12 protein-coding genes are annotated in these 12780 nt (G+C 71.1%); 6 read left to right on the top strand and 6 right to left on the bottom strand.

Annotated features, from left to right (window positions below; translation table 11 throughout):
- Position 1: 1 nt before the first annotated feature.
- The 4 genes from ACIBK3_RS05660 to ACIBK3_RS05645 all read right to left on the bottom strand — a co-directional run bounded on the left by ACIBK3_RS05660 (position 2) and on the right by ACIBK3_RS05645 (position 4549).
- Positions 2-1042, bottom strand: coding sequence for a glycosyltransferase family 2 protein (locus ACIBK3_RS05660; RefSeq protein WP_399362260.1), 1041 nt, complete (start codon positions 1040-1042; stop codon positions 2-4).
- 38 nt (positions 1043-1080) lie between these two features.
- Positions 1081-2034 carry a UbiA prenyltransferase family protein gene (locus ACIBK3_RS05655; protein ID WP_399362258.1) on the bottom strand — a complete coding sequence of 318 codons (954 nt, stop codon included), beginning with the start codon at positions 2032-2034 and terminating at the stop codon, positions 1081-1083.
- 62 nt (positions 2035-2096) lie between these two features.
- A complete protein-coding gene (locus ACIBK3_RS05650) occupies positions 2097-3134 on the bottom strand; it encodes an NAD-dependent epimerase/dehydratase family protein (protein WP_399362256.1) in 1038 nt (345 codons plus the stop codon).
- Positions 3128-4549, bottom strand: a complete 1422-nt coding sequence (locus ACIBK3_RS05645) for an aspartate aminotransferase family protein (RefSeq protein ID WP_399362254.1) — start codon at positions 4547-4549, stop codon at positions 3128-3130. The genes ACIBK3_RS05650 and ACIBK3_RS05645 overlap by 7 nt, the downstream gene beginning before the upstream one ends.
- Before the next feature lie 463 nt (positions 4550-5012).
- Here ACIBK3_RS05645 and ACIBK3_RS05640 point away from each other — a divergent pair, with 463 nt between their 5' ends.
- The gene (locus ACIBK3_RS05640) at positions 5013-6242 is read left to right on the top strand and encodes a helix-turn-helix domain-containing protein (RefSeq protein WP_399362252.1); all 1230 of its coding nucleotides are present in this window, start codon (positions 5013-5015) and stop codon (positions 6240-6242) included.
- Between the two features lie 122 nt (positions 6243-6364).
- Here ACIBK3_RS05640 and ACIBK3_RS05635 read toward each other — a convergent pair whose 3' ends face one another.
- Complete coding sequence (locus ACIBK3_RS05635) at positions 6365-7081, bottom strand: SDR family oxidoreductase (protein ID WP_399362250.1); 717 nt, start codon at positions 7079-7081, stop codon at positions 6365-6367.
- A gap of 123 nt (positions 7082-7204) precedes the next feature.
- On the opposite strand from ACIBK3_RS05635, the gene ACIBK3_RS05630 reads away from it, so the two are divergent.
- From ACIBK3_RS05630 to ACIBK3_RS05610, 5 genes are all read left to right on the top strand, one after another.
- Entirely contained in the window at positions 7205-7672 is a 468-nt protein-coding gene (locus ACIBK3_RS05630) for a MerR family transcriptional regulator (RefSeq protein ID WP_399362248.1), read from the top strand.
- Positions 7673-7859: 187 nt separating this feature from the next.
- Positions 7860-8279 carry a PepSY domain-containing protein gene (locus ACIBK3_RS05625; protein ID WP_399362246.1) on the top strand — a complete coding sequence of 140 codons (420 nt, stop codon included), beginning with the start codon at positions 7860-7862 and terminating at the stop codon, positions 8277-8279.
- A gap of 71 nt (positions 8280-8350) precedes the next feature.
- The gene (locus tag ACIBK3_RS05620; RefSeq protein ID WP_399362244.1) at positions 8351-9076 is read left to right on the top strand and encodes a response regulator transcription factor; all 726 of its coding nucleotides are present in this window, start codon (positions 8351-8353) and stop codon (positions 9074-9076) included.
- Positions 9073-10536 carry a sensor histidine kinase gene (locus ACIBK3_RS05615; protein ID WP_399362242.1) on the top strand — a complete coding sequence of 488 codons (1464 nt, stop codon included), beginning with the start codon at positions 9073-9075 and terminating at the stop codon, positions 10534-10536. Before ACIBK3_RS05620 ends, ACIBK3_RS05615 begins: the two co-directional genes overlap by 4 nt.
- Before the next feature lie 54 nt (positions 10537-10590).
- On the top strand, positions 10591-11487 hold the full coding sequence (locus tag ACIBK3_RS05610; RefSeq protein WP_399362240.1) for a transglutaminase domain-containing protein: 897 nt from the start codon (positions 10591-10593) through the stop codon (positions 11485-11487).
- Between the two features lie 24 nt (positions 11488-11511).
- On the opposite strand, the gene ACIBK3_RS05605 is transcribed toward ACIBK3_RS05610, so the two are convergent.
- On the bottom strand, positions 11512-12774 hold the full coding sequence (locus ACIBK3_RS05605) for a PucR family transcriptional regulator (RefSeq protein ID WP_399362238.1): 1263 nt from the start codon (positions 12772-12774) through the stop codon (positions 11512-11514).
- Positions 12775-12780 lie beyond the last annotated feature (6 nt).

The raw sequence follows: 12780 nt of genomic DNA, 5'->3' as shown, positions 1-12780 counted from the left end.
CTCAGCGGGCGGGCAGCACGGCTGCGGGCGCGGCGTCGCGGTCGTAGAGGGTCCTGAACCTGCCGGACAGGAGCCAGTGCAGAGCCCCCGTCACCACCCCGGAGGCGACCGCCAGGTTGAAGACGAACTGGACGGCGGCGAAGACCAGCAGGAAGCCGAAGCCGCGGGTCCTGCGCACATAGCCGTACATGCCGAGGTCGCAGCCGAGGGAGAGGGCCAGCAGCGCCGCGGGCACCAGCCAGCCGGCCGGTCCCAGGAACAGGGGCAACAGCAGCGCCGGTACGGCGAGCAGCGCGGCGAGGCTTCCCCAGGCCCGGGAGGCGGTCTCGAACCCCTTGGCGAACCTGCGCCGGCGGGCGTACAGCGGCACGCGCAGCCGGCCCCGCGTGAAGATCTTGCGGGCCAGGGGCCACAGTTCGTGGTCGTCGTCGTGCGTGCCGCGGACGGTGGAGGTGAGGATGAGGTCGTAGCGCTGCGAGAGCCGCAGACCGTAGTCCACCTCCTCCGTCTGCCGCAGGCGGGCGTCGAACGGTCCGACGTCGTCGTAGACGCGCCGCCACATGGCGCAGATGGAGGGAAACAGGAAGGTGACGGTGCCCTCCGCCGTCTGCCGCCAGTAGTAGGCCTGCAGCGAGCGGCACTCCTCGACCAGGCTGTCCCTGATCAGCGGCACGGGTTCGTAGATACCGCACACCGCACCGGCTTTCGGCTCGGCGAGCAGTCGGTTGACGGCCTTGTGCACGGCGTCCGGGGCGAGTGCCACGTCGGAGTCGAGGAAGAGCAGCACCTCGCCGCGGGAGTGGCGGACGCCGACGTTGCGGGTGGCCGCGACACCGCTGTTGGTGCCGGTGCTGAGCACGGTGACACCGGCCTCGCGGGCGATGCGCGCGGAGTCGTCGGTGCTGCAGTCGTCCACGACGATGACCTCGACGCGCGGATACGTCTGCCGGCTCACCGAGTCCAGGCACATGCCGATCGTGCGGGCGTAGTTGTAGTTGGGGATGATGACCGAGACGAGGGGGAATTCGTCGTGTTCATACATGGTGTGACGTTCCTTCAGGCGGAGTGGGGGGCGGCGGTTCAGTGCAGGGCCGCGAGGCACACGGCGGTCAGGGCGCCCCACAGCACACCGCTGCCGAGGAGCAGGCGGTCACCGGAGAGGGTGCGGACCGGGTCGGCCCCGCCGTGTCCGACGACCAGCAGTTGCAGGTAGCGGAAGACGGCGAAGAACGCGCAGGGAGCGGTGAGCAGGACCAGCGTCGCGGTGCCGTGCCGGAGGGTCACGTCGCTGCGGATGCAGAGCAGATAGCCGACGGTGGCCAGGGTGGCGCTGATCACGGTCAGATGGTCCAGGTAGGGGATGGTGTAGCCGCGCAGCGCGGGCCGGTGGGCGGAACTCCCGCGGGCCAGTTCGTGCCGCCGCTTGCCGAAGACGAGGAGCAGGCAGACCGCGAAGACGCTCAACAGCAGCCAGCCGGACGCGGGTTGGCCGGTGGCGGTGTAGCCCTGGAGGGTGCGCAGGACGAAACCGAGGGCCACGCAGAAGGCGTCGACGAGCGGGATGTGCTTGAGCCGCAGGCTGTAGGCGAGGTTCAGTCCGAGATAGACGAGCACGGGCCAGCAGCGGGCCGGGGAAGCGAGTACGACGCCGGCGGCGAAGAGCGCGCAGACGGCCGCCAGGAAGACCAGGGCTGTACCGACCCGCAACCGGCCGGAGGCCAGCGGGCGCCTGCGTTTGACGGGATGCAGGCCGTCGCGGTGCCGGTCGAGGACGTCGTTGAGGACGTAGACGGCCACGGAGGCGAGGACGAACAACCCGGTGGACCAGGCGATGCCCGACAGGGTGGCGAGGTCCCAGACCGGCATCGTGAGCAGGGCGAGTGCCACGGCCACGGGGTTCTTGAGCCATTGGTAGGGGCGGGAGAGGGCCAGCAGGTCGGGCAGGGGATTGCGGCGGGCAGTGGAGTGCGCGGTGGCAGCGGTTTCGGGCACGCTGCGGGGCAGGTGCGCGGTGGGGGTTTCGACGGCGGCCATGGTGGGTCTCCTCGTGCCAGAAGTCGAGGGAGAACGGGAAGGGAGTGCGTGGGGGGTGCGGATCAGAAGAGGACCTTGGCCAGACCGAGGGCGCCCTGGCGCCACGGATCCCGGCTGGTACGGCCGGCCCGGGCGGCCTTGTTCCCGCGGGGCTGTTCGCGCCACCAGCGGTACGTGGCGAGGATGGCGTCCCGGTTGGAGCTGCGGGGGACGAAGCCCAGCGTCTCGCGGATGTGGTCGGTGCTGACGTACGAGTCCGCGCGCAGCTTGTGCAGCAACCGGCCGTAGACCGGGGACAGTTTGGCCCGCTCCAGGAGCTTCAGGGCGGCGAGCGCGGGGCCGGCCGGGACGGAGACGATGCGCTTGCCGTGTCCGGCCTCGTCCAGGACGGCCTGGAAGTCCTGGCGGAGGGTGCCGAATTCGGCGGCGGCGACGTTGAACGTGTCGTTCGCCACCGCGGCGGGCCCGGTGGCGGCCAGCACGACGGCGTCGACCAGGTCGTCGATGGCGAGCATCTGGATGCGTACGTCACCGCGACCGAGCACGGGGAAGTTGCGTCCTTCCTCGGCCCATTCGAACAGCATCGAGAACAGTCCCATGCGGCCCGGCCCCACGAAGGTCTTGGGCCGCAGCACCGGCAGCACCATGCCCTCCTGGCGGAAGCGCAGCGCGAGGGCCTCGGCCTCGGCCTTGGCGCCGCTGTAGGCGTCCACGGGGGCGTACGGGTGGGATTCGGGGGTGGGGACGATGTCCGGGAGGCCGTAGACGGCGGTGGAGGAGATGTAGACGGTGCGGGGCACCTGAAGCCGGCGGGCCGCGGAGAGCAGGGTGCGGGTCCCCCCGACGACGATGGACCGGATCTCCTCGGCCGGGTAGCTGGGCAGGGCCGCCGCGCAGTGCACCACCAGATCGGCGCCCTGGATCGCGCGGCCCACCGCCTCCGCGTCGCGGATGTCGGCGGTGATCTCCCGTACGCCGGCAGGCTGCGGGCCGGGCGCGATGTCGAGTCCGGTCACGGACCAGCCGTCGGCGGCGAAGCGCGCGACGAGGTTACGGCCCAGCATGCCGCTGCTGCCCGTGATCACCACGCGGCTCACCATCGGGCCAGCATCCGGTCACGGACGAACTTGGTGAGCAGGCCCGGCAGCCCCTTGGAGAGGGTCGCTTCCAGACTCTGCAGGAAGTAGTCCACCTCGCCCGGTTCCATGACCAGGGAGGGCGCCACCACCAGCGGGTTGTCCCCGTTGGGGCTGAGGTAGGTGAGAATGCCGTGCTCCCGGTAGAGCTCGGCGATCACCGCGCTGGTGATGAGTTTGGTGCGGAACTTCGGATCGGACGCCAGGCCGGAGGGGGCCAGCTTGCCTGCCAGGTCGAGCAGTTTGGCACCGCCCCCGAGGAAGACACCGTGGATGGCGCCGACACCGGCGGTGGCCCGCACGGTGTCGGGATGCTTGCGCTGGATCTCCCGCAGCCCGTGACCGAGCATCTCCTCGATCTTGCGGGCCCGGGCCGGGTAGTCCTCCTCCACGATGATGTTGACGGCCTCGATCGCGGTGGCGGTCTCCTCCCCGAAGCCGTAGTACGTGGTGGAGTGCAGGATCACCTCGCTGAGCCGGTCGTACGCCTTGCGGAAGACCGGCTCGCGGGTGGTGTAGCCGGAGATGGACGCCTTGCCGCCGCCGAACGACTTGGAGTACGTGACGATGTCCGGTATCAGGCCGTCGTAGCGCATGAAGTAGAACAGGCTGCCCGACTTCCCCCACCCGGTGTAGATCTCGTCGAAGATCAGGACGATGTCCTCCTGGGTGCACAGCTCCCGCAGCTCCCGCAGTGCGGCCTCGCTCCAGCTGTTCATCGTGGACGCGCTGAACGGCTCCACCAGGATGGCGTAGACGTCGCAGGAGCCGTCGGCGGTGCGGTGCTTGGCCACCAGGTCGCGGACGGCGGCCACGTCGCCGTACGGATGGGTGACGTTGGGGATGCCGGGGAAGCGGAAACTGTTCTCCAGGGAGCCGGTGAGGCTGCCCGTGGCCAGAAGCTTTCCGTGGAAGCTGATGTCGGAGCGCAGGATCGTCTGCCGCTTGCCCTCGTGGTACTTGTACGCCAGCTTGATGGCGCCCTCGTTCGCCTCGGCGCCCGAGTTGGGGAAGTACGAGATGCTGAGGTCTCCGGGCAGTAGCCGGCCGACGTTGTGGCTGAGTGCGGCGACGTAGGGCGAGAGGAACGCCTTGTGGACTTCCATCCGGTGGCGTTCGGCGAAGCGCTTGCGGGCCTCGAGGATGCGCGGGTGGTTGTGCCCGTGGTTCAGGACGCCGACGGCTCCGGTGAAGTCGAGGATCTTCTGGCCGTCCCGGGTGTGCAGCCAGACCCCCTCGGCCTTCTCGATCGTCTGCTTGCCGAAGCCGAACGTGGTGGTGAGGGAGACGTGGCTGCGGCTCACGTAGTCCCGGTAGAGGGCTTGTACCTGCTTGGCACTGAGCTGTTCGCACTGCTCGATTCCGATGAGCTCGGGCATGAGTTGCTTCCCTTTCTCACTGCTGAGTGGTTTCGGGGCAGGAGCCGGTCCCGGTGGGTGTGCTGGGTGTGCCGGGAGGGGCATGCGTTCGCCGTTGCCAAACGAACGTAACAGTGCTTGCCAGACGTTGGCAAGGACTTGCCAAAGCTGCCGGTAACTCCGCCGTACCTCGCTGTATCCAGCCTGAGCCCTTTGACCTGGCCTGGCTTGCACGGAAACGGCGCGCCACAGACCGCACCGACAGACAGCGATCACCCGCCCCGGGCGGACCGTCCCACAGCTCCTGGCATATGCTTCCAAGAAGTGACACCCGAGCGGGGCCCGCGACCCTTGGCAATCACTTGCCAAATCTTGTGCAAACAACTAGCGTAGGGACGGGTTCGGGGGTCACACTGCCCATCCGAGCGAGGTGGCGTATGTCCTGTCGGATGCGGCCACCCTCAGAATCAACTGGTGGACGCACATGCTGGAGCAGCCTGCCTTCGGACGACGCCTCAGGGAACTGCGCAAGGAAAGAGGGCTGTCACAGGCCGACGTCGTCGGTGGCAACATGTCGACCGGCTACCTGTCACGGCTGGAATCGGGAGCACGGCAGCCGACGGCGCGAGCCGTCGCCTACCTGGCCGAGCGGCTCCAGGTGGACCCCTCCGAGTTCGACGAACCGAGCGTCGGCTCGGTCGCCGAGGCCCTGGCGCTGGCCACCTCGGCCCAGGACGACGAGGCACTGCAGAAGCTGGCCGCAGCCCTGAGGCAGGCCCCCGGGGCCGACGCGACGCTCCGCTGGCAGGCACTGTGGCTGCTCGCCGGTGCGGCGGCCGGACGCGGCGCCCGCTCGGAGGAGGCCGCACTGCGCGAGGAGCTGGTGCGGACCTCGGAGGAGCTGATGCTTCCCGAGCTGAAATGCCGGGCACGTTCCCAACTCGCTCGATGTCTGCGTTCGCTCGGTGAGATCCCCCGTGCGCTCACGGCCGCGCAGGAGGCGTGTCGACTGGCCTACGACCACAAGCTGTCCGTCCAGGACACGGGCGCCGCCCTGCTGACGCTGGTCTCGGTGGAGGCGGAGGCCGGCCGGCTCTTCGACGCCAAGGCCCACGCCGACGACCTCCTGGCTCTGGTGGCGGAGCGTACCGACACGCTTCGGACCGAAGCCCTGTGGGCCGCCGCCACGGTGAGCTTCCGCCAGGGCGATCCGGCCGCCGCCCGGCAACTGCTGGAGCAGGCCATAACGGAGTTCGACAGCCGCCTCGACCTGGTGCTGTGGATGAGACTGCGCCTGGCCGCGGCCTCGCTGTACCTCCAGATCTCGCCCCGGCAGCTCGGCGAATGCCGCCGCCGCCTGGACGAGGCCGAGCCCGCCCTCGACCTCGTCGGCACCCCGGTGCTGCGTCAGGAGATGCTGACCCTGCGGGTGCATCTCGCCTTCGAGGAGGGCAGGTACGAAGACGCGCGAGCCGCCCACGACGAACTCGTGCTCGACGAGCTGCGGCTCACCTACCGCGACCGCATCAGGCTCGACATGCTCCACAACCGGCTGCTGATCCACGAGGGCCACGCGCAACAGGGCATCCAGCAACTGCGGGAGCTGGCTGAACGGGCACAGCAGACGTCGAACATCGACCTGGCCGCCGACATCTGGCGAGCACTCGCGGAAACGCACCCGGCAGCGGTGCCCGCCCGTTCCGACGAGTCCTGACCTCAGCGCAGAGCTGAGGCGAAGGCGGCCCAGGCGGAACGGGAGACCAGCAGGACGGCCCCGTCGGATGCGCGCGGCGCCTGCCGGCGAACGACCCTGGGCCGACAGCCCGCGGAGCGCGGTCAGTTGCCGGACGGCCGGCCGTAGAGCTGCGCCGGGTCGCCGGCGAGGGCGGACTTCACGAAGCGGCTGGGGCCGTCGACCAGCACCTCCATGGCACCTGCCTGTACGCCGTCGAGCGCGGCGCGTGCGACCTCCACCGGGTCGATCTTCGGTGCGTCGCGGCCGGCCATCATGTCGGTGTCCGCAGCCCCCAGGTGTACGCCCTGGACGAGGGTCTTCTGGCCGGCGAGTTCGACGCGTACGCCGTTGGTCATGTTCCACTCCGCGGCCTTGGCCACCGAGTACGACCCGGACCCTTCAGCGGTGGCCACCCATGACAGCACGGAGAGGATGTTGACGATCGCGCCCCCGCCGTTGGACGCCAGGGCCGGGGCGAAGGCGCGGATGACCCTCAGGGTGCCGAAAAGGTGTGTCTCCAGGTCCTGCCGGACCATGTCCAGGTCGTCGGTCAGGAGGTGCGCGCCGGTGCTGATACCGGCGTTGTTGACCAGCAGCGTGACGTCCTTCGCCGCTACGGCCGCCGCGGCGATCGACTCCTCGTCCAGCAGGTCCAGGTGCAGCGGCGTGATCCGTGGGTCCGGAATGCCGATGGACTCCGGTCGGCGAGCGGTCGCGTAGACCCTCTCGGCTCCGCGCTCCAGCAACTGCTCGACGAAGCGCCGACCGATCCCTCGGTTGGCTCCGGTCACGAGTGCGGTGGAACCGGCGATGTCCATGGTCGTTCCCTTTCTCGGGCGGGCGGACGGTGCGGTCCCGCTCCGGGTTGCCTACGCTAAAACTTGACGTCGGCGTGAAGTGCAAGTCGACGGGCGGCGACAGGACGAGCAGAAGGAGTCGCGATGCGTATCGGCGAACTGGCCGATCGGGCTGGAGTCAGCACGCGGGCCCTGCGCTACTACGAGGAGCAACTCCTGCTCAGCCCCCAGCGCACCTCCGGCGGCCAGCGCTGCTACCCCGAGGCGGCCGTCGACCGGGTGAAGCTCATCCAGGAGCTCTATTCCGCCGGTCTCGGCAGCCCGTTGATAGCCGCACTCCTGCCCGCCATCGACCGCCGTTCGATGGACCCCGAGCTACTGGACCGCTTGCACCACGAGCGCGCCCGCATCGAAGCGAGGACCGCCGAGCTCCAGGCCGCGGGCCGAAGGCTCGACGTTCTGATCGAACTCGCCACGCATCCTGACACCGGATCATGCCGGGCCTCACTCGACCCCGAGCCGAACGGCGCGCGGCGGGACAGGACACCTGTGGGAGGTGCCTGCAACCACTCGAGCCGTGTGCGTCCTGGGAGTGGACCGAGTGGACCGTGACCGCCACGAAAGGGCTGACGAGAGTCGGTCACCTGACCGCCGCCAAAGATTGGCCGTTTGCTGGTCTGCCGCTGTCCGTTCTCTGGGCTTGCTCTCGACGACGGGTTTCTAGGGTCGTTGACGTTCCTCCGGAAGTCCGGCCCCCGGGCTCCGGGTCCGTTCTGCCCGACCTCCCTGGAGAAGCCTCATGCGTGCAATGCCCCGTCGTGCCCTGACCGCCGCCGTTCCCGCCGCCGTGCTGCTGTTCGCCCTGACCGCCTGCGGCGGCGGATCCGACTCCGGTGACTCCGCCGCGAGCGACACTCAGGCGGCCGCTCCCGCCGAGGGCGGCGCCGCGAACGAGGCGGCGGAGGGCGGGGACGCCGTGGAGAAGCCGCTCACCGGCGAGGCCAAGCAGAAGGCCGAGGCGGCTGCGCTGGCGGCCCATCCCGGAACGGTGATCAAGTCCGAGGAGGACGCGGAGAATCCCGGGATGTACGCGGTCGAGGTCAAGAAGGCGGACGGCAGCGAGGTTGAGGTCTATCTCGACCCCGCGACCTTCAAGGTCGTCAAGACCAAGGAGGAGGGGACGGAGGAAGCGGGAGAGGCCGCAGAGGCCGGCAGCTGATACCTGGTCGGACCGGGCGGCTTCTGGTGAACACCCCGACTGCCGTGACACCGCTGTGCGAGCCTGTCGCCATGCGGCTGCTGTTGATCGAAGACGACGACCGGATCGCCCAACCGCTCGCCGAGGGGCTGGGCCGGTACGGGTTCACCGTGGACCGGGTCCGCACCGGTGCCGCCGGGCTCACGGCCGACAGCTCGCCCGACCTGGTGCTGCTCGACCTCGGCCTGCCGGACATGGACGGCCTGGACGTGTGCCGCAGTCTGCGGGCCCGCTCGCCGATCCCGATCATCATGATCACCGCCCGGGGCGAGGAGGCCGACCGGGTGGCGGGCCTGGAGCTCGGCGCGGACGACTACATGGCCAAGCCCTTCGGCGTACGGGAGTTGGTAGCCCGTATCCGCGCGGTCACGCGCCGCACCGGCGCCCTCCCGGCCGGGCCGCAGGGGCCGGACGCGCCCGCCATGGTTCCTTCGGCTCCCGCCCCGCAGCAGCTCGGGCCGCTGCGGATCGACCGGCGTACCCGGCAGGTCCATGTCGTCGGCCTCGAAGTCGCCCTTTCTCCGAGGGAGTTCGATCTGCTCGCCTTCCTCGCCCAGGACCCAGGAGCCGTGCACTCCCGGCAGCAGATCATGGACGCGGTGTGGGACCCGCACTTCTTCGGTCCCACCAAGACCCTCGACGCCCATGTCGCCGCCCTGCGCCGCAAGCTGGGCGAGCCGGGCTGGATCACGACCGCGCGCGGCGTCGGCTTCCGGCTGACCGTGCCCGGGGAGCCATCGGCGGAGGCTGTCCGATGACCCGGCGCCTGCTGTACAGCTATCTCGGCCTGGCCCTGCTCGTACTGGCCGGGCTGGAGATCCCGCTCGGCTACCTCTACGCCCGCGGCGAGACGTCCCGCTTCGCCCAGACCGTCGAGCGGGACGCCACGATGCTCGCCGAGGTCACCGAGGAGAACATAGAGGAGGGAAACACCGGTGAACTGCCCGACGCGATCGGCGACTACACCGCCCGTACCGGCGGCCGGGTCGTCGTGGTCGACCGGACGGGCGTGGTGCTGGCCGCCTCCGGCTCCGCTGTCCGCACCGGTACGAACCTGTCCGCCGAGCCGGACATCGCCGCCGCGCTGGACAACCGGCCCACCACCGGCACCGGGGCCGACAGGGACGGCGGCGGCGATGTCCTGTACTCCACCCAGCCCGGCGCCTCCGGCACCACGATCCGCGGGGCGCTGCGGCTGACGTACCCGATGACGACGGTCACCGGGCGGGTACACCGGATCTGGCTCGCCCTCGCCCTGGTCGGGGCGTGCATCCTGGCGGCGGTCGCGCTGGTCGCCTTCACGCTGGCCCGTTGGATCACGCGCCCGCTGCGCACCCTGCACCGCGCCACCGCCCAACTGGCCGACGGCCGCCTGACCAACCCGCCCGACGCCACCCGCGGCCCGCCCGAACTGCGCGAGCTGGCCGCGTCGTTCACCCACACGGCCACCCGGCTGCGGCACCTGCTCGACGCCCAGCAGGCGTTCGCAGGAGAGGCCTCCCACCAGCTCAAGACCCCGCTGACCGCGCTGCGGCTGCGGCTGGAGAACTTCGAGCCCTATCTCGACCCGCGCGCCCTGGACAGCCTGGACGAGGCCGTCGGCGAGGTCGAGCGGCTGGGCCGTATGGTGCACGGACTGCTCGCCCTGGCCCGCCTGGAGAACACGGCCACCACCGCGGAGCCCACCGACCTGGACGCCGTACTCGCCGACCGCGCGGCGATGTGGGAGCCGCTCGCCGCGGAACAGCACGTCAGACTCACCGTCACCGGGACGAGGGCGGGCCGGGTCTGGGCCATTCCAGGGGCGTTGGAGCAGGTGGTGGACAACCTGGTCGCCAACGCGCTGCGGGTCTCCCCGCCTGGCACGACCCTCACCCTCACCCGCGCTCCCGGCGCCGAGCTGCACGTCGTCGACCAGGGCCCGGGCCTGCCGCCGGCCGACCGGGAACGGGCCTTCGACCGGTTCTGGCGGGCCTCCGACTCCCACCACGACGGCACCGGCCTCGGCCTGCCCATCGTGCGCCACCTGGTCCGCGCCTCCGGCGGCGAGATCACCCTGCACTCCGCTCCGGGCGGCGGCCTCGACGCCTGCGTACGCCTCCGGCCCGCGCCGCCGGACGCCGGGTTCCTCGGGGGCGGGGGCGGAGGCGGGAGGAGGCGTGCGGCGAGCGGCTCGTCAAAGCTTCTGGACATTTCCGGGGAGATTTTGGCACGGTGAGGCGCACCGGCCCATATTCGAACATGTGGTCGATGACACCTTCGGAGGCCGACCGTGCCCCTCGACTTCTACGCCACCCAGAGCCCCTTCTCCGACCCGGGTGATCTCGCCCACCGCTACCGCGACCTGCCCGGCGACCCCGCCCACCTGGCCCGCCTGGTCCGCGATCTGCTCATCCACCGCCTGGAGGGCGAGCTCTTCGGATACGCCATCCCCGCCGACCGGCTCCACAACGACGCCGAGACCCGCTACACCGACGACATCCTCAGGATCATCGTCGCCCGCGACGACGCCCCGCTGACCCGGCGGCGCGAGGTGGGCGACCGGTTCGTCGGGGTGTGCCGGGACTTCACGTTGCTGCACTGTTCGTTCCTGCGCCATGCGGGCGTCCCGGCCCGGTTGCGGTCCGGCTTCGCGGACTACTTCGGTACGGACGGCTTCCACGGCGATCACGTGGTCACCGAGTACTGGGACGCGGAACGCGGCTGGCTGCTCGCCGACGCCCAGCTCGCCGACCCGGACGTCACCCGGCACTGGAACGCCGACTTCGACCCCATGGACGTACCCCGCGACCGCTTCCTCGTCGCGGGCAGCGCCTGGCGGGCCATCCGCGAGGGCGGGGCCGACCCGAGGACCTTCGGCCTCCATCCGCCGCAGGAGGGGCCGCTGTGGGGGGAGCGGTTCGTCGCGGGCAACATCCGGCTCGACCTCGCCGCCCTGAACAAGGTGGAGACGCTGCTGTGGGACGTGTGGGGAGAGGACGGCGAGTTCGGCGAGCCCCTGTCCGAGGCGTCCCGCGAGCTCTACGACCGCGTCTCCCTGACCGTGGCCGACGACGTGCCCTTCGACGCGGCGCGCACGCTGTTCGCCGAGGAGGATGCCCTGCGCACCCCGAAGACGGTGCTGTGCATGGCGCCGTACAACGGGACGAGCCGCGTCACCCTGCGCTGAGCCCGCAACCCCGCGCCGAGCCAGTCAGGCGACGGTCCGCAGTCCGCCCCGGACCGTCGCGCCCGTCCCCCGCACCACCCGATGCGCACACGCCGCCGCCAGCAGCTCCCCCAGCAGGTCGGGGTCGTCGATCTCCAGGCCGAGGAGGGACTCGATGCGTTCCAGGCGCTGGTAGAGGGACTGGCGGCCGATGTGGAGGAGGGCGGCCGTGCGGGTGGGAGAGCAGCCGTTGCGGAGGTGGACCTCCAGGGTGCGGACAAGGTCGCTGGGGTGGGCCGCCTCCCAGGCCAGCAGCGGGCCCAGGGCGTGCTGGACCAGCCCCGCCAGGCGCTCCCGGTTGGCGTCCACCCCGCCCCGGGTCAGCTCCCGCTCCAGGGCGAGGGCTCGGGACGAGGTCACCAAGGGGCCGTCCGGAATGCCCGGTTCGGCGGCGGGGACGGTCAGGGCCAACTCCAGCGTCGTACGGGCCGCCCGCAGCGTGTCGCTCCAGCGCAGCCAGCCGCCGTCGGCGGTGACGGCGTGGCCGACGGCGACGGTGAGTCCGGGGTCGGCGGCGGTGCGGAATGCCTCCTGGACGGTGCGGATGGGGTCGCCGGGACGGTGGCTGCCGTTGAGCGCGAGCAAGGCCAGGACGTCGCCTGGGAAGGCCGCACGGAGGACGCCCGCCCCGCCGAGCAGCCGTACCGCCCGGTCGACCGTGCTCACGTCCCGGGTGCCGTGCAGGGACACCCCGACCAGGCGGGCGCCGGGGCCGGGGTGGAACCCGGCCAGCGCCGACCTCGCCTCCACCTCCGGCTGGTTGAGCGCGGCCCGGTCCGCCAGGTCCGCCAGCAGGGCGGCCGTATGGTCGTCGCCCCAGGGGCGGACCACGGAGCGGCCCGACAGGCCCCGGGCCACGATCGCCCGGTTCGCGGCCTCGGTGATGCGTACGAAGGGCACGACCCGGAGCAGGGCGAGCAGCGGCAGGCCGAGCCGGCGGGCCTCGTCGGTCACCTCGGCCGGCATGCTCGGCAGGGCACGGCCCACCTCCACCGCGAGCCCGGCCGCGCCCCGGGCCGCCAGCTCGCGGACATAGCGGCGGCGGACCTCCTCGTCGGCGTCGGTCAGGCCGAAGCCGTTGGTGAGGAGCAGTTCGCCGCCGTCGAGGAAGTTGGCGCCCTCGTACACCTCGCTGGAGTGGACCCAGCGCACGGGGCGGTCCAGGGCGCCCTCTCCGGCGAGGAGTTCGGGCTCGGCGGCCCGTACCGGGTCGAGGGCCAGGACTTCACGGAGGGTGAGTGCGGGCACGGGCAC

Source organism: Streptomyces sp. NPDC050287 (assembly GCF_044459385.1).
Classification (GTDB): Bacteria; Actinomycetota; Actinomycetes; order Streptomycetales; family Streptomycetaceae; genus Streptomyces.
The sequence above is the reverse complement of the archived record's forward strand: the minus strand, read 5'-3'. Positions and strand labels throughout refer to the sequence as shown.